Origin of the sequence: Pseudomonas frederiksbergensis (assembly GCF_000802155.2) — a bacterium.
GTDB classification, from domain to species: Bacteria; Pseudomonadota; Gammaproteobacteria; order Pseudomonadales; family Pseudomonadaceae; genus Aquipseudomonas; species Aquipseudomonas frederiksbergensis_A.
In genome coordinates, this window is record NZ_JQGJ02000005.1 from 20,537 (window position 1) to 36,377 (window position 15,841).

Below are 15,841 nucleotides of genomic sequence, written 5' to 3' on the forward strand. Positions count from 1 at the left end.
CGTGATACTTGTTATTTCACCGCCGGTCGCTCCTGTCGCACATCACCCTTGACGGCCGAACGAATTCTGGTGTTTCCTGAAACCGGTTTCAGAACCTCAATAAATCCAATAAACAGGTTTCAATCCGTGAATTCTTTCTCCGCCGCCCAGCGCAGCCGCGTGACCATGCTCGATGTCGCCGAACGCGCCGGGGTCTCCAAGGCCAGTGTCTCGCGCTTCATCGGCGAAGACCGTGCCCTGCTCTCCGAGGCTATCGCTCGGCGTATCGAGCAGGCGATCAGCGAGCTGGGCTACCGTCCGAACCAGATGGCCCGTGGCCTCAAGCGCGGGCGCACGCGCCTGATCGGCATGCTGGTGGCCGATATCCGCAACCCTTATTCGATTGCCGTGATGCATGGCGTGGAAACCGCCTGCCGTCGCCATGGCTACAGCCTGGTGGTCTGCAACACCGATCGCGACGATGAGCAGGAACGCCAGCACCTGGCGCTGCTGCGTGCCTACAACATCGAAGGGCTGATCGTGAACACGCTGGGGCATCACCGCGACGAACTGTTCGAGCTGCGCAGCGAGATGCCGATGGTGCTGGTGGATCGCAAGGTCGATCGGCTCGAAACCGACCTGGTCGGATTGGACAATCCGGCGGCCATCGAAATGGCCCTCGATCACCTCGAACAGCGTGGCTACCGCGATTTGTTGCTGGTGACCGAGCCATTCGATGGCACCAGTTCGCGGATCGAGCGGGTCGAAAGTTTCAAGGCCGGCATCGAGCGACGCCCTGCCCTGGCCGGCGCCGTGGTGGAAACTTGCGAGCAACTGCTCCCGCGCATCAAGACCTTTCTCGCCCAGCCGGACCGTGGCCCCAAGGCGCTGTTCTGTGCCAACGGCATCGCCGCCCTGACGGCGACCCGCGTACTCCGCGATTTGGGTTGTCACTTGTTCAATGACATCGGCCTGATCGCCCTCGACGACCTGGACTGGTACCCCTTGGTGGGCAGCGGCATCACTGCCCTCGCCCAGCCCACCGCCGAAATCGGCGCCAGCGCCTTCGAATGCCTGCTCAAGCGCCTGCGGGGAGACAACGGGCCGGTGCAGACCCTGGATTTTGCCGCGCGTTTGATCGAGCGTGGGTCGACGCATGGGAGGGCGCGGTGATCGGGCTTGCTCGCGAACAGCGCCTCGAGCACACCGACTAAATTTTTTTGACCAAAACTGAAACCGGTTTCAGAGGTACAACAACAATGAACAAACCACCCGTTTCCATCAGCCTCTCCAGCTACGGCGCCGACCTGGTGCGCCAACGCGGTCAGGGCAGTTTCATCGACCTGCTGACCGCCGCCGGCGCTTCGCGTATCGAATGGCGCGAGGAGCTGCTGACCACCGAGCGACCCGCCGAGCTGGCCGCTGGCGCACGGGCCCAGGGCTTGGAAAGCGTCTACTCTTCACCACTCGAACTCTGGCTCCCCGGCCAGCCCGGGCCCAATCCCGCCCTGGCGGCCACCTTGCAACGTTGCGAGGCATTCGGCTCGGCGTGGTTGAAGGTTTCCCTCGGCCACTTCACCGACTCCCACGACGTATCGCCCCTGGCAGACGCCCTCGCGGCAAGCCCGGTGCAACTGCTGGTGGAGAACGATCAGACCTTGCAAGGCGGACGGATCGAACCTCTGCAACGCTTCTTCGCTGCGGTCCAAGCACACGGTTTACCCATCGCCATGACCTTCGACATCGGCAACTGGCAATGGCAGGACCAATCAGCCACCGCCGCCGCCCGACAGCTCGGACGGCATGTGGCGTATGTGCATTGCAAGGCCGTGGCCCGGCGCGCCGATGGCAAGCTGGTCGCCGTGCCGCCAGCCGCGACCGACCTGCACCTGTGGGAACAATTGCTCAAGCACATGCCGGTCGGCGTGATGCGCGCCGCCGAGTACCCGCTACAAGGCGATGACCTGCTGCAATTGACCGCTGAACACGTTGCCCTCCTGTCCCGCCTCGGGCAATCGCACCGGGAGACTGCCCATGCCTGAGTTCGATGTACTGTCGTTCGGCGAAACCATGGCGATGCTGGTCGCCGACGAAACTGGCGACCTGGCTGGCGTCAACCGGTTTCACAAACGCATCGCCGGCGCGGACAGCAACGTGGCCATCGGCTTGTCGCGGCTGGGTTTCCAGGTGGGGTGGCTCAGTCGGGTCGGCGCCGACTCCCTGGGTCGTTTCGTGGTGCAGGCGCTGGAAAAGGAAGGCCTGGATTGCCGTCATGTGGCCGTCGATCCGGCACACCCCACCGGCTTCCAGCTCAAGTCCCGCACTGACGATGGCAGCGACCCGCAAGTCGAATATTTCCGTCGTGGTTCGGCCGCCAGCCATCTGTCGATCGACTCCATCACCCCGACGCTGCTCACCGCTCGTCATCTCCACGCCACCGGCATCGTGCCAGCGCTGTCGATGACTGCACGGCAAATGTCCTTCGAATTGATGACCCGCATGCGCGAGGCCGGACGCAGCCTGTCGTTCGACCCCAACCTGCGTCCGAGCCTGTGGGCCAGCGAAGCACTGATGATCCGCGAGATCAACCGCCATGCGGCCCTCGCCCACTGGGTCTTGCCGGGGCTTGGCGAAGGTCGGCTGCTGACCGGCTTCGATGACCCTGCCGACATCGCGGCGTTTTATCTGGACCAGGGTGCCGAGGTGGTGGTGATCAAGCTCGGCCCGGACGGTGCTTATTACCGCACGGCGCTGGGCGAGGGATTCGTCGCCGGCGTGCCGGTGGCCCAGGTAGTGGACACGGTGGGCGCTGGCGACGGCTTCGCCGTCGGCCTGATCAGCGCGTTGCTCGAAGGCCTCGACGTCACCGAGGCCGTACGGCGCGCGAACTGGATAGGCAGCCGCGCGGTGCAAAACCGGGGAGACATGGAAGGACTGCCGACACGCAATGAGTTACTGGCTGAATTCAATGAAGCCAATCGCGAGCAAGCTCTCGCCCACAGGGCTGGCACGAATCCGTGTGGGCGCGAGCTTGCTCGCGAATGAGGCAACCGAAAACACCTGCTGCATAAAAACAACAAGCTCAGGAGTCACAGACATGCAGACGCTCAACCTCGCCACCCGCCGCTGGTGGTACATCATGCCCATCGTCTTCATCACCTACAGCCTCGCCTACCTCGACCGGGCCAACTATGGCTTCGCCGCGGCCTCGGGCATGGCCGAAGACTTGATGATCACGCCAGGCCTGTCGTCGCTGCTCGGCGCGCTTTTTTTCCTCGGCTACTTTTTCTTCCAGGTGCCGGGTGCGATCTACGCGCAGAAGCACAGCGTGAAGAAGCTGATCTTCGTCAGCCTGATCCTCTGGGGCTCGCTGGCTACCCTCACCGGCGTGGTCTCCAACGCGTACTGGCTGATCGTGATCCGCTTCATGCTCGGCGTGGTGGAAGCGGCCGTGATGCCGGCGATGCTGGTCTACCTCTGCCACTGGTTCACCCGGGCCGAACGCTCACGCGCCAACACGTTCCTGATCCTTGGCAACCCGGTCACGATGCTATGGATGTCGGTGGTCTCGGGGTACCTCGTCGAGCAATTCGACTGGCGCTGGATGTTCATCATCGAGGGCCTGCCGGCGGTGCTCTGGGCGTTTGTCTGGTGGCGCCTGGCGGACGATCGTCCAGCCCAGGCCAAGTGGCTCAGCGACCAGGAAAAACACGACCTTGAAACGGCGCTGGCAGCCGAGCAGGTCGGCATCAAGGCGGTGAAGAACTATGCCGAGGCCTTCCGCTCGCCCAAGGTGATCATCCTGGCGTTGCAGTTCTTTTGCTGGAGCATCGGCGTCTACGGTTTTGTGCTGTGGTTGCCGTCGATCCTCAAGGCGGGCCTGAAGATGAACATGGTCGAAGCCGGCTGGCTGTCATCGCTGCCGTACCTGGCGGCCGTGATCGCCATGCTGATCGTGTCCTGGGCGTCGGACAAGGTGCAGAAACGCAAGCGTTTCGTCTGGCCGCCGCTGCTGATCGCCTCTATCGCGTTCTATGCCTCCTACCTGCTCGGCGCTGAGCATTTCTGGTGGTCCTATGCCTTGCTGGTGATTGCGGGCGCTTGCATGTACGCGCCCTACGGGCCGTTTTTCGCCATCGTCCCGGAGATCCTCCCGGCCAACGTGGCTGGCGGCGCGATGGCGCTGATCAACAGCATGGGCGCACTGGGATCGTTCGGCGGCTCGTACCTGGTGGGTTACCTCAACGGTTCTACCGGCTCCACCGGCATGTCCTTCCTGTTAATGAGCGGTGCGCTGCTGTTGTCGGTGGTGCTGACCCTCGCTCTCAAGCCCGGTGCCAGCGACCGGGTCGTGCCCAAGACTGCGACACCCCATCCGGCGCCTGTCCGTTAACGAATCGGGAAATCCTATGAAAAAGCACGTGGTGTTGTACAAGAAACTGTCAGCGCAACTGATGGAACGCCTGCAAGCGAAGGCCCAGGTCACCCTCATCGAACGCCTCGACGCCCGGGGCCTGGCGCAACTGCGCGATGCCCTGCCCGGCGCCCATGCGCTGTTGGGCGCAAGCCTCAAGCTCAATGCGTCGCTGCTGGACTTGGCGCCCCACCTCGAGGCGATCGCCAGCGTTTCGGTGGGCGTCGACAATTACGATATCGACTACCTGACCGAACGGCGGATCATGCTCACCAACACGCCCGATGTACTGACCGAAACCACCGCCGACACCGGCTTCGCCCTGATCCTCGCAACCGCCCGGCGCGTGGTGGAACTGGCCAATCTGGTCCGCGCAGGCGCTTGGCAACAGAGCATCGGCCCCCAACATTTCGGCAACGACGTCCACGGCAAGACCCTGGGCATCGTCGGCATGGGCCGCATCGGCGAAGCCTTGGCCCAACGCGGCCACTTCGGCTTCGGCATGCCGGTGCTGTACCACAGCCATTCTCCGAAACCCGCTGTCGAGCAACGTTTCAACGCGCGCTACTGCGACCTCGACACGCTGCTGCAACAAGCGGATTTCATCTGCCTGACCTTGCCCTTGACCGCCGAGACAGAAGGTCTCATCGATGCACGGGCGTTTGCTCAGATGCGCCCCGAAAGCATCTTCATCAACATCGCCCGGGGCAAGGTCGTCGACGAAACCGCGCTGATCGAGGCCCTGCGCAGCGGACAGATCCGTGGCGCCGGCCTGGACGTTTTCGAGCACGAGCCTCTGAACGCGGATTCACCACTGTTGCAGATGGATAACGTAGTGGCGACGCCGCACATGGGCTCGGCTACCCATGAAACAAGAGAGGCAATGGCGCGTTGTGCCGTGGAGAACCTGTTGGCGGCGTTGGCGGGTGAGCGGCCGATGAATCTGGTGAACGCGGGGGCGTGGACGCTCTGACATTGCCGCCTTCAAAATTTGCCATCGCAAGCAAGATCGCGATGGCAACTGTATTCATTTAGATGTGCACGCAACGCTAACTTTCCGGGCACAGCCACCTTAGAACGCCGCTGCCAGATTATCCTTTTGATCCTTTCTTAAAATAATATAAACATCCCAAACGGCGCAAACAGTAGAGAAAAACCACGCTTCCAGCAAAGCAGCTACATTCCTACATCTCCCTCCTACTCAATGGCAAGAACAAACCTACGTCAGCCTAGGAAGTCACGCAATAGCCATCACATCACCCCAATGCTATTAATTAATCACTTGCGAACAAACGCAAGTTGGGCGCGTCGCGAGGCCCATTAACTACATTGGAGTAAATCGACATGGGTAGGAAACGCTCTGAAATAAAACGGTCGCCTGGTTGTGCCTCAGTACGTGTTACGCGGTTGAATTATCGAAAACAAAGCAACCAGGAGCGAGTATATGCACAGCATCCGGGCAATGATAAAAAACGCCTATAGAAAACACACCAAACTTCTAGCAATAACTATAACCACAATCATCGCACTTAAACTGATTACACTTGCCCCTCCACTGTTACTCGGAACCATCATCGACACCCTGCAAGGCAATAGAAATCCAGCATCCAGCACCCTGCTCGCACTGACGACAGGCCTAATTGTCGCTGGATGTATTCATGCCATCATCACTCCTCTGCAACTCCATGCGCTGTCCAAGCTGGTACAGAACATTATCATGAACGCTTCCATCGAGTGGATCACCGAACTTATAGGCAAAGAGTTTTCGTCTTTCAGTTCCTGGAGAATCGGCCACTTCACAAAGTCGGTCGAGCGCGGAATTACCGCTCACGAACAACTGCTCACTTTCATTGTAACCATTGCGCCTCCCGCACTCCTGGAGTTCATAGTTGTTGGGGGGGCTTTTATTTACATAGGGGGCGGTGAAATTTTTTTGAGCATGACGGCGTCCGGAGTTATCTATCTGGCTACCACCCACCAAATTATTAAATGGCGAAGAAAGCACATCGATGCAGTCAATGAACAGGAAGATGAGTTAAGCGCACTTCTCTACAACACCCTCAACGCGGCGAAAAACATAAAACTGGAAGGTGCCATACCTACTGCCCTGCATCCTTTGAACGCGGCGTTCAGACGTTATGCCGGCGCTGCTGTGACTACGGCATCCTCTGGCGGCCTGCTGAGCACCGCCAAGATATTGTTCGTAAGCCTTTCCACTGGGGGGTTGCTCTACTGGGGCGTCGTGGACCAATTGTCGAGCCAGCCCAGCATCAGCGTCGGACAGCTGGTGGCCATTTTTTCAATCGCGGGGAGTTATCTGCTCAGTATTTCAACCTTGACTGAAGGGTATCGTGTTCTTGATCAGTTCCTGGCAGACCAGCGTCAATTTCAAGGGCTGTTATCACTTCCGGACTTCGATCGCAGCAATCGGCTGGCCTTGGTTGATTCCCGGCGCTCCTCAGTTCTGGAACTCGGACCCTGCGAAGTGGAGGGAACGGGACCGCTTCGCCTGTCGATCAAACGCTCCCTGGCATTTGTTCAAGGGCAGTCAGTGGCCGTTACGGGCCCTAGCGGCGCAGGCAAAACCACTTTTCTGGAAGTCCTCGCCGGGCTTGATGCATCAAGGCGAGACCTACTGAGCATCGACTTGGTACCGGTTTCACTTTTGACCGGCCAAGCCCACTTGGACGCCTTGAGATACTGCCCCCAACAACCGCGATTTCTGGAAGGTTCTTTTGAACAATCGGTTCTGTTCGGAGGCAGCGCATCGCCGATGTTGTCTAGAGCCATACGGCAATTGGAACTGGATGAAATTGTGGCAACACGGCAGGTCAGCGAAAATGCATCGAATATCTCCGGAGGCGAAGCTAAACGCCTATCACTGCTGCGCCTTATCAACAAACCCGGAAAATTCAATATGTTCGACGAGCCAAGCGCATCCATCGAACCCAGGCTGACCACGCCTCTATGGGACCTGTTATTCGACGTTTTTGCCGGGCAAGGGTTGATATGTGTCACTCATGACGTTGACCACCTGCATCGGTTTGACCGGGTCATTGTGATGCATGACGGGGCAATCGTGGAGGACGGTCCGTGGCTGGATCTTATCGACAGGCCAGCAATCAAGCTGCTGGTGGATGAGATTCGGATGCAGAACTAGCGAAATATGGTGCTGGATCTGCTGCCGTCATCGTCGGATCGCCGCCGGAGCAGGCTCGCTCCTTGCTGACGGTGAAAAGTTGGCCGGGGGGCAGGTTCTGCTTCGGGCTTGTCCGGTTTGGGGTTTAGGTAATGGTCGAGGACTCGGTCGGTGACTTCGTCGTGTTTTGGGACTTATTTTTTGGGCGCGGTGAGGTCGGATCGGTGTCCGGGGGATTGGGGGTAGCTTTGAACATATATAGAACCTCATGTGGGATAGGAGGAACCACCACCTCGCTACCAAACGGATAACGTAGCGGCGACGCCGCACATCGGCTCGGCCACCCACGAGCCCCGCGAAGCGATGGCGCGTTGTGCGAAGGAGAACCTGCTGGCGGCGTTGGCGGGGGAACGGCCGATGAATCTGGTGAATGCGGGGGTGAGGCGGAAGAAAGCTACGGAACTTTCATTATTCAACCGAAATAACGTTCGTTGAGCCCTGGCAGAAAAGCTCGTATCGATAGCCCTAAGCGATACGAGCTTAGTTTATTTCTTACGACAGGACCCTCCACCCAAGACTAAAATCGACCATCGTCAGGCTGATCAAGCATTTTATTAATCAACTCTTTCACGTGCTGCGCAGTTTCACACAACATGGTAATGGAATTTCCTGACGTATCGAAACCTTGAAATGAATACGCCTGATAGGCGGGATCATGCTCGCGAATAATGTATCCTCTATACGGTGTATCCTTTGGATAGCTCATCAATTCAATCCTTCTCGCTAATTAAAGTAAATTTCGCGCTAAGTATTCACTTGGCAACTTCAGGCTAAAACCAGAAGCAAACCTTGCCTACTGTCAGAAGTAACAGGTGCAGTGAAAAAACCTCTCTGTTTATACGGCTTTGAAATAAGCGCCTTGACGTTGCTGCCCCACTAGCTCTAACAAATATAGACAACAGCAGGATGCCTTTACCTTCTCGGTTTCGTGGATCGTCTTGTACAAAACACTGCGTTTTCCGTACTTTTTTGTAAATGCCGCGCCGGGCTGCAATCTGCCAAATGAGCTCGCGCCCAGCGTGTTCTTCGCGCTTCTCGGCCCAGGGTAACCCGCATCGGCGCAGACCACGTTTTCTTGCCAGGTCAGGGCGCATTGAAGTTGAAAGTCCCGCCGTCATCGCGAGCAAGCTCGGCTCCCGCACATGATCTGTGGCGTTCCCGGCTCCTGCGTCCCCCGCCGCCCCCACGCCAGGTCCAAACCGATCACAAATCCGCACACCCATCAAAATCCCGTTAGTCGCCACCCCCCGCCATGCATTAAAGTAACGCCCCCAGCCCCGGCGTTATCCGAACGCCTGGGCCACCCTTTCCAGGAACAGTCATCGATGGAACATCGTGAAGCGCTGCTGGCGCTGCGAACCTTTCTTTCTACGCAGATTCTCGGCCAGGAAAAACTCATCGAGCGCCTGCTCATCGCCCTGCTTGCCGACGGGCACATGCTGGTGGAAGGCGCGCCAGGGCTGGCCAAGACCAAGGCGATCAAGGAGCTGGCCGAAGGGATCGAAGCGCAGTTCCATCGTATTCAGTTCACGCCCGACCTGTTGCCGGCCGACATCACCGGTACCGAGATCTATCGTCCGGAAACCGGTAGTTTCGTGTTCCAGCAGGGGCCGATCTTCCACAACCTGGTACTGGCGGACGAAATCAACCGGGCCCCGGCAAAGGTTCAGTCGGCCTTGCTCGAAGCGATGGCCGAGCGGCAAGTCAGCGTCGGACGCAGCACCTATGAACTGTCCCCGCTGTTCCTGGTGATGGCGACTCAGAACCCGATCGAGCAGGAAGGCACCTACCCCCTGCCCGAGGCCCAGCTCGACCGGTTCCTGATGCACGTCAAGATAGGTTTCCCCGACGCTGCGGTGGAGCGCCGCATCCTGCAACAGGCCCGGGGTGAGGCACTGAACGGCGAGACCAAGCCCGAGCGGCGCGTCAGCCAACAGGCGATCTTCTCGGCGCGCAAGGAAATCCTCGGGCTGTACATGGCCGACGCCGTGGAGGAGTACCTGGTGCAACTGATCATGGCTACCCGCAACCCGGCCAAGTTCGACCCCGAGATGGCCGAGTGGATCGCCTACGGCGCCAGCCCACGCGGCTCGATTGCCCTGGATCGCTGCGCCCGCGCCCACGCCTGGCTGGCCGGGCGTGATTTCGTCAGCCCGGAAGATATCCAGGCCGTGCTGTTCGACGTGCTGCGCCATCGCATCATCCTGTCGTTCGAAGCCGAGGCCGCCGGCATTGACCAGGACCGGGTCGTGCAGCGGATTCTCGACGTCGTCGCCGTCGCTTGAGTATCGACGTCGTGAATGACCCACTCGCGCCCGTCCCGGGCATCCGCGTCAGCCTTTCGGAGCTGATCGAGATGCGCCATCGCGTGCGCGAAGTGCAGTTGTTCTCCACGCCCGGCCAGCGCAGCCCGCTGATCGGCCTGCACCACTCCAAGCTGCGCGGGCGCGGGGTGGATTTCGACCAGGTGCGGGTCTACCAGGCCGGCGATGATGTGCGCACCATCGACTGGCGGGTCACAGCGCGGACCCAAGAGCCCCACACCAAACTGTTCCATGAAGAACGCGAGCGGCCGATCTTCATCATGATCGAGCAGAGCCATCGCCTGTTCTTCGGTTCCGGACTGATTTTCAAGTCGGTGCTGGCCGCCCGCGCCGCGAGCCTGATCGGCTGGGCCGCGCTGGGGCACAACGACCGGGTCGGCGGACTGGTGTTCGGCAACAACACCCACTACGAAGTCAAGCCGCGGCGCAGCAAACAGAGCCTGCTGCAACTGCTCAACCGCCTGGTGCGAGTCAATCAATCGCTGCACACCGACGGCGAGTCAGACCGCGACTCGTTCGGTGTTGCCTTGCGCCGGGCCCGGGAAGTCCTGCGTCCAGGCAGCCTGGCGATCGTGATCTGCGACGAGCGCGCCTTGTCCGACAGCGCCGAGCAGCAACTGAGCCTGCTGTCGCGTCATTGCGACCTGCTGCTCTTGCCGCTGTCCGACCCGCTGGATCACGCCCTGCCCGCCGCCGGATTGCTGCGTTTTGCCCAGCGTGGCGAGCAATTGGAGCTCGACACACTGAATCTCGAGTTGCGCCAGACGTATCGTGCCCAGGCCGAAGCGCGGCTGATGCGCTGGGAGATGTTGGCCCAGAAGCTGCGAATCCTGATGCTGCCCTTGAGCACCCAGGGCGACATGGTCGAACAATTGCGCGAGTACCTGAACCCCAAGCGACCGGGGAAAGCCCGATGAGTAGCCTGGACCAGTTGCAGCCACTCATGACCCCGCCGCCCATCGGATTCTGGCCGCCCGCGCCGGGCTGGTGGCTGTTGCTGGTGCTGCTGCCCCTGCTGGGTGTGGGTGTATGGCAATTGCGCCGATTCATTCCCGTCAAGCGCAGCAACGCCCGGGCCGAGCAACCGCTGGATCCGGTGCGCCTGGCCGCGCTGGCCGAGCTCGCCCTGCTGCCCAAGCCCTACGACGGCGCGCCGGCCGGCGCCTGGTTGCAACAGCTCAATGGGCTGCTCAAGCGGTTGTGCCGCAACCACTATCCCTACAGCCAGAGCCACACCCTCAATGGGCGCAAATGGCTGGCCTTCCTGGATAACCGCTGCCCGGCCGCCGGCCTGACCCGGTGGATGATCCTCGTGGAGGGCGCCTACAAGCCTGAATGCAAGCTCGATGACAAAGCCATCGCCGGCCTGACCCAAGCCGTCGAGATATGGATTCGCAAACATGTTTGAGTTCGCCTGGCCGTGGGTCTTCATCCTGTTGCCGTTGCCCTGGCTGATGCGCCTGGTGTTGCCGGCTGCGGACAGTGGCGAGCCGGCGCTCAAGGTCAGCTTCCTGGATGAGCTCGAAGGATTGGTGGGGCGGCGGGCCCGGGCCAATTTACCGACATGGCGCCAGCAGGCTCCCTTCATCCTGCTTTGGCTTTTGCTGTTGATCGCCGCCGCCCGCCCGCAGTGGCTGGGCGAGCCGTTGCCGATCGCCGCGAGCGGTCGCGACCTCCTGGTGGCGGTGGACGTGTCGGGCTCGATGGATTTTCCCGACATGCAATGGCAGGACGAAGACATCAGCCGTCTGGCGCTGGTGCAGCGCATGCTCGGCGACTTCCTCGAAAGCCGCGAAGGTGATCGGGTCGGCCTGATTCTGTTTGGTACCCAGGCGTATCTGCAGGCGCCCCTGACATTCGATCGCCACACCGTGCGGCGCTGGCTCGACGAAGCGCGCGTGGGCATCGCCGGCAAGAACACTGCCATCGGCGACGCCATTGGCTTGGCCCTCAAGCGCCTGCGTCAACGTCCGGCGCAGAGCCGCGTGCTGATCCTGGTGACCGATGGCGCCAATAATGGCGGCCAGATCGATCCGCTGACCGCCGCGCGGCTGGCTGCCGATGAAAGCGTGAAGATCTACCCGATCGGCGTAGGCGCCGACCCGGAGCAAAGTGGCAGCGCCGGCTTCCTGGGCGTCAACCCGAGCCTGGACCTCGACGAAGCGACACTCAGGGAAATCGCCCAAGTCACCGGCGGCCAATATTTCCGGGCCGAGGATGGCGAGCAACTGTTGGCGATAAAGGCGACCCTTGACCAACTCGAACCGGTGACCCAGCAACCAACCCAAGCCCGCCCGGCCCATGCCTTGTATCATTGGCCCCTGGCCGTTGCGCTGGTATTGAGCATGTTGCTCGTGGCCCGGGAACGTTGGCCGGACAATCCGTTGCAACGCCTGTTCATCCAGCCGCTGTTCCAACCCTCGCACCCCTCCGAATGGCGCCAGCGGCTCAAGCGCCTGCGACTGCGGAGGCGCCGATGATCGCGCTCTGGCCGCATTGGCTGCGCCCCGGTTTCATTCTGCTGCTGCCGTTGCTGGGCTGGCTGCTCTGGCAGCTCTGGCATCGGCAAAAACGCGTGGGCCGTTGGCAAATGATCCTGCCTGCGGCATTCCATGGAGTGCTGCTCAGCGGTGGCAGCGGTCGCGAAAGCAAGCTGCCCTGGATCGCCCTGGGCCTGGGCTGGCTCTTGATGGTGCTGGCCTTGCTTGGTCCCAGCTGGACACGCGTCGAACAGACCAGCCAGAAACCCGCCGATCCGTTGGTGATCATCCTCGAACTGACGCCAGAGATGCTCGCCACCGACGTCCCGCCCACCCGTTTGGAACAAGCCCGGCGAAAAGTGCTGGACGTGCTGCACAACCGCAGTGACGCCCAGACCGCGATCATCGTGTATTCCGGTAGTGCCCACACCTTGGTGCCGCTGTCCGATGACCTGGCCACCAGCGCCAACCTGCTCGAAGCGCTGGCGCCATCGATCATGCCCCAAGGCGGCCATCGCGCCGACCTGGCCGTGAACAAGGCCATGGCCCTGCTGGACCAGGCCGGGCTCGGCCACGGTCGGATCCTGCTGATCGCTTCGTCCCTGAACGAGCAGGAACGCCAAGGCATCCGCCAGGTCCTGGACGGCTCCGCCACCCGCTTGCTGATGCTCGGCCTTGGCACCCGCGAAGGCGCGCCGGTGGCCCAGGACGATGGCAGTTACCTGAAGGACGCCCAAGGCGCGATCCTGGTGCCGCGCCTGGACAGTCCGGGCCTCAAGTCCTTCGTCAGTGAGCTGGATGGCCGCTATCGCCCGGCGCGTCTGGACGACAGTGACTTGCGCGGCCTGGGCCTGCTGGACGGGCCGCGCCAACTGCGCAGCGATGGCCAGACATTGCGCCTCGACACCTGGGCCGACCAGGGTTATTGGCTGCTTTTGCCGTTGTTGTTGCTGGCAGCGTGCGCCGGGCGGCGCGGTTGGCTTTTCTGCCTGCCGCTGTTGTTCGTATTGCCGCAAACCGGCCACGCTTTCGAATTCCAGGATTTGTGGTTGCGTCCCGACCAGCAGGGCCAGCATCTGCTCAAGCAAAAACGCCCGGCCGAGGCCGCTGCCCGTTTCGAAGACAGCCAATGGCAAGGCGTCGCCCTGTACGAAGCCGGCGAGTACAGCGAAGCGGCCCGACGATTTGCAGAAGGCAACGACGCCCGTTCCCACTACAATCGCGGCAATGCCCTGGCCCGCAGCGGTGAGCCGGAGGCGGCGATCGATGCCTATGAGCAGGCCTTGGAATTGCAACCGGACCTGCGCCCGGCGCAGACCAACAAAGCCCTGGTCGAAAGCCTGCTGAAAGAACAGACTCCGCCCCCGGACGAGCCCAAGCCTGCCGAAAACCAGGAACAGCCTGCCACGGAGCAACCGCAGGAGGCCGACAGGCCGAGCCAGTCATCCGAGCAGGGCCATCCCTCCTCCGAAGCGACAGCCACGCCGGATGACGCCCCGGCGTCCGAGGCCCCACCGCCCGGCGCCCAGGATGTGCCAGGCAGCGAGTTGCCCGACGAGCAGACCACCACCCCGCCGCTTCGCCCGGCGGCGGGTCAACGCAACGAAGAAGAACAACGCCAGGCGCTGGAACAATGGCTGCGCCAGATCCCGGATAACCCAGGTGAGCTGCTCAGGCGCAAATTCTGGTACGAACAGCAAAGCCACCAGGCCCAGGAAAAAACCAATGACCCGCTTCACCGCCTACCTCCTCGTCTTGCTGTTCTGGGCTGCCGGGTCCCAGGCTGCGCAGTTGACCGCCAGCGTGGATCGTAGCCGGCTGAATTCCGGGGAAACCGTGGAGCTGACGCTGGAATCCAACGACGCCACGCTGTTCGGCAAGCCTGACCTGAGCCCGCTCCAGGCGTTGTTCGACGTACGAGGCACCCGCCAGGTCAACCAACTGACCACCCTCGACGGCGAGAACCGCGCTACCACCCGCTGGATCGTCACGTTGCTTCCCCGCCAGAGCGGCACTGTGGTGATTCCGGCGCTGCAATTGGGCGAAGTGGCCAGCCAGCCGATTACGTTGCAGGTGATCGAAAGCGAGACCCGCAACGCCTCCGGCACCCTCGCGCCGGTGTTCATCGAAGCCAGCCTCGACCAGGCCGAAGTGTATGTACAGGCCCAGGCTATCCTGACCTTGCGCATCTACCATTCAGTGTCGCTTTACGACGACAGCAGCCTAACCCCCTTGCACATTCCAGACGCACGCACCGAGCAACTGGGGGAATCGCGCACCTACGAGAAAGTCATCAACGACGTGCGCCACGGCGTGATCGAACTGCGCTACGGCATCTATCCGCAGCGTAGCGGCGAGTTGGCGGTCCCGGCCCAGACCTTCAGCGCCACGCTGGTCGAGCCGGCGGCCCAGGGCAACGCGACGCCCGGCGCCAAGCCCGGCCAACTGATGCGCGTGAGCTCCACGCAACTGCAGCTGGCCGTCAAGCCAAAACCCGCCAGCTATCCGGCCGACCTTCCCTGGCTACCGGCCCGCAGCCTTTCCTTGAGCGAAAGCTGGAGCCCGGAACCGACCCACAGCCAGGTCGGTGATTCACTGACCCGCAGCCTGACCCTTGAAGCCGAAGGCTTGACCAGCGCCCAATTGCCGCCGCTGCCTGCCACCGAGATCAACGGCCTGCGCCGTTATCCCGACCAGCCGGTGCTCAGCAGTCGCAGCAGCGAACGGGGCCTGGTGGGCAGTCGCGAAGACCGCGAGGCGTTGGTACCCAACCGCAGCGGCACCATTGAGCTGCCACCCGTTGAAGTGGTCTGGTGGAATACCCTGGAAGATCACCTGGACCGTACCAGCCTCCCCGCGCGGACCCTGCAAGTGGCGAACAATCCAAGCCTGATGGTCGACACGCCGGCGGGCATGACGCAAATCGTCACGACCGTCGACAGCGAGACGCTTTGGTACTGGCAGTTGAGCACGCTCATCCTGACGTGTACCACGCTGCTCGGTTTCGGCCTGTGGTGGCGCGCCCGCTGGCAACCCGCCGTCCTGCGTTCGACCCAGGCCGGACCTAGCCCGCGCACCCTGCTCGATGACCTCAAGCGCGCCTGCCTGGCCAACGACCCGCACGCCACCCGCCAGGCCTTGGACGCCTGGGCCCGGCAGCAACCGGAAACCCTGGCAGACTTGGCAGCGCGCTTCGTGCCACTGTCCGACGCCCTCGACGGCTTGAACGGGGCCCTGTACAGCGAGACCGGCCAGCTTTGGCAAGGCGAAGACCTGTGGCGCGCCATTCGCGCCATTCCGCCCCTTGAAGGATCGCCGGATGCCACCAGTGATTCGAGCTTGCCGCCGCTTTATCCCAAATAACCGGTGTCGCACCGCGCCGTTCCATTCGACAAAGTTGAGCAGCCCATCTCCCTGCTTTTCCCAGTAAACTCTGCATCTTTGC

General features: G+C 61.6%; 12 protein-coding genes and 4 pseudogenes. 13 read left to right on the top strand and 3 right to left on the bottom strand.

Translation table 11 applies throughout. The annotated features are described in order from the left end of the window. Positions 1 to 126: 126 nt before the first annotated feature. The 6 genes from JZ00_RS11355 to JZ00_RS11380 all read left to right on the top strand — a co-directional run bounded on the left by JZ00_RS11355 (position 127) and on the right by JZ00_RS11380 (position 7,553). Positions 127 to 1,152 (top strand): LacI family DNA-binding transcriptional regulator, encoded by a 1,026-nt coding sequence (locus JZ00_RS11355; RefSeq protein WP_039590003.1) that lies wholly within the window; start codon positions 127 to 129, stop codon positions 1,150 to 1,152. An 86-nt stretch (positions 1,153 to 1,238) separates the two neighbouring features. Continuing rightward, complete coding sequence (locus tag JZ00_RS11360; protein WP_039590001.1) at positions 1,239 to 2,021, top strand: sugar phosphate isomerase/epimerase family protein; 783 nt, start codon at positions 1,239 to 1,241, stop codon at positions 2,019 to 2,021. Further along, complete coding sequence (locus JZ00_RS11365; RefSeq protein WP_039589998.1) at positions 2,014 to 3,024, top strand: sugar kinase; 1,011 nt, start codon at positions 2,014 to 2,016, stop codon at positions 3,022 to 3,024. Before JZ00_RS11360 ends, JZ00_RS11365 begins: the two co-directional genes overlap by 8 nt. Positions 3,025 to 3,076: 52 nt before the next feature. Next, complete coding sequence (locus tag JZ00_RS11370; protein WP_039589996.1) at positions 3,077 to 4,372, top strand: MFS transporter; 1,296 nt, start codon at positions 3,077 to 3,079, stop codon at positions 4,370 to 4,372. Between the two features lie 16 nt (positions 4,373 to 4,388). Further along, positions 4,389 to 5,366 (top strand): 2-hydroxyacid dehydrogenase, encoded by a 978-nt coding sequence (locus JZ00_RS11375; protein WP_039589994.1) that lies wholly within the window; start codon positions 4,389 to 4,391, stop codon positions 5,364 to 5,366. Positions 5,367 to 5,837: 471 nt separating this feature from the next. Continuing rightward, the gene (locus JZ00_RS11380; protein WP_039589992.1) at positions 5,838 to 7,553 is read left to right on the top strand and encodes an ATP-binding cassette domain-containing protein; all 1,716 of its coding nucleotides are present in this window, start codon (positions 5,838 to 5,840) and stop codon (positions 7,551 to 7,553) included. 92 nt (positions 7,554 to 7,645) lie between these two features. Here the strand turns inward: JZ00_RS11380 and JZ00_RS32155 are convergent. Next, a pseudogene (locus JZ00_RS32155) lies at positions 7,646 to 7,788 on the bottom strand (DUF6124 family protein); the annotation flags it as partial. A gap of 53 nt (positions 7,789 to 7,841) precedes the next feature. On the opposite strand from JZ00_RS32155, the pseudogene JZ00_RS31465 reads away from it, so the two are divergent. Further along, a pseudogene (locus tag JZ00_RS31465) lies at positions 7,842 to 8,027 on the top strand (hypothetical protein); the annotation flags it as partial. A gap of 82 nt (positions 8,028 to 8,109) precedes the next feature. Here JZ00_RS31465 and JZ00_RS11385 read toward each other — a convergent pair. Both JZ00_RS11385 and JZ00_RS30140 read right to left on the bottom strand, forming a co-directional pair. Further along, positions 8,110 to 8,298 (bottom strand): hypothetical protein, encoded by a 189-nt coding sequence (locus JZ00_RS11385; RefSeq protein ID WP_039589990.1) that lies wholly within the window; start codon positions 8,296 to 8,298, stop codon positions 8,110 to 8,112. A 201-nt stretch (positions 8,299 to 8,499) separates the two neighbouring features. After that, positions 8,500 to 8,694, bottom strand: a pseudogene (locus JZ00_RS30140) (transposase); the annotation flags it as partial. 223 nt (positions 8,695 to 8,917) lie between these two features. Here JZ00_RS30140 and JZ00_RS11390 point away from each other — a divergent pair. From JZ00_RS11390 to JZ00_RS11415, 6 genes and pseudogenes are all read left to right on the top strand, one after another. Further along, a complete protein-coding gene (locus JZ00_RS11390; RefSeq protein ID WP_039589986.1) occupies positions 8,918 to 9,877 on the top strand; it encodes an AAA family ATPase in 960 nt (319 codons plus the stop codon). Between the two features lie 11 nt (positions 9,878 to 9,888). Further along, the gene (locus JZ00_RS11395; RefSeq protein WP_039589985.1) at positions 9,889 to 10,833 is read left to right on the top strand and encodes a DUF58 domain-containing protein; all 945 of its coding nucleotides are present in this window, start codon (positions 9,889 to 9,891) and stop codon (positions 10,831 to 10,833) included. Then, the gene (locus tag JZ00_RS11400; RefSeq protein ID WP_039589983.1) at positions 10,830 to 11,324 is read left to right on the top strand and encodes a DUF4381 domain-containing protein; all 495 of its coding nucleotides are present in this window, start codon (positions 10,830 to 10,832) and stop codon (positions 11,322 to 11,324) included. The genes JZ00_RS11395 and JZ00_RS11400 overlap by 4 nt, the downstream gene beginning before the upstream one ends. Continuing rightward, on the top strand, positions 11,317 to 12,396 hold the full coding sequence (locus tag JZ00_RS11405; RefSeq protein ID WP_039589982.1) for a vWA domain-containing protein: 1,080 nt from the start codon (positions 11,317 to 11,319) through the stop codon (positions 12,394 to 12,396). The genes JZ00_RS11400 and JZ00_RS11405 overlap by 8 nt, the downstream gene beginning before the upstream one ends. After that, positions 12,393 to 14,120, top strand: a pseudogene (locus JZ00_RS11410) (tetratricopeptide repeat protein); the annotation flags it as partial. The gene JZ00_RS11405 and the pseudogene JZ00_RS11410, both read left to right, overlap by 4 nt. Before the next feature lies 1 nt (position 14,121). Beyond that, positions 14,122 to 15,759 carry a BatD family protein gene (locus JZ00_RS11415; protein ID WP_039589977.1) on the top strand — a complete coding sequence of 546 codons (1,638 nt, stop codon included), beginning with the start codon at positions 14,122 to 14,124 and terminating at the stop codon, positions 15,757 to 15,759. The last annotated feature ends 82 nt before the right edge of the window (positions 15,760 to 15,841 follow it).

What these genes read in the sequence shown, in the direction of transcription:
- JZ00_RS11360 (WP_039590001.1), top strand. Translation starts at nt 1,239, where the DNA reads ATGAACAAACCACCCGTTTCCATCAGCCTCTCCAGCTACGGCGCCGAC.
- JZ00_RS11365 (WP_039589998.1), top strand. Translation starts at nt 2,014, where the DNA reads ATGCCTGAGTTCGATGTACTGTCGTTCGGCGAAACCATGGCGATGCTG.
- JZ00_RS11370 (WP_039589996.1), top strand. Translation starts at nt 3,077, where the DNA reads ATGCAGACGCTCAACCTCGCCACCCGCCGCTGGTGGTACATCATGCCC.
- JZ00_RS11375 (WP_039589994.1), top strand. Translation starts at nt 4,389, where the DNA reads ATGAAAAAGCACGTGGTGTTGTACAAGAAACTGTCAGCGCAACTGATG.
- JZ00_RS11380 (WP_039589992.1), top strand. Translation starts at nt 5,838, where the DNA reads ATGCACAGCATCCGGGCAATGATAAAAAACGCCTATAGAAAACACACC.
- JZ00_RS11385 (WP_039589990.1), bottom strand. Translation starts at nt 8,298, where the DNA reads ATGAGCTATCCAAAGGATACACCGTATAGAGGATACATTATTCGCGAG.
- JZ00_RS11390 (WP_039589986.1), top strand. Translation starts at nt 8,918, where the DNA reads ATGGAACATCGTGAAGCGCTGCTGGCGCTGCGAACCTTTCTTTCTACG.
- JZ00_RS11400 (WP_039589983.1), top strand. Translation starts at nt 10,830, where the DNA reads ATGAGTAGCCTGGACCAGTTGCAGCCACTCATGACCCCGCCGCCCATC.
- JZ00_RS11405 (WP_039589982.1), top strand. Translation starts at nt 11,317, where the DNA reads ATGTTTGAGTTCGCCTGGCCGTGGGTCTTCATCCTGTTGCCGTTGCCC.
- JZ00_RS11415 (WP_039589977.1), top strand. Translation starts at nt 14,122, where the DNA reads ATGACCCGCTTCACCGCCTACCTCCTCGTCTTGCTGTTCTGGGCTGCC.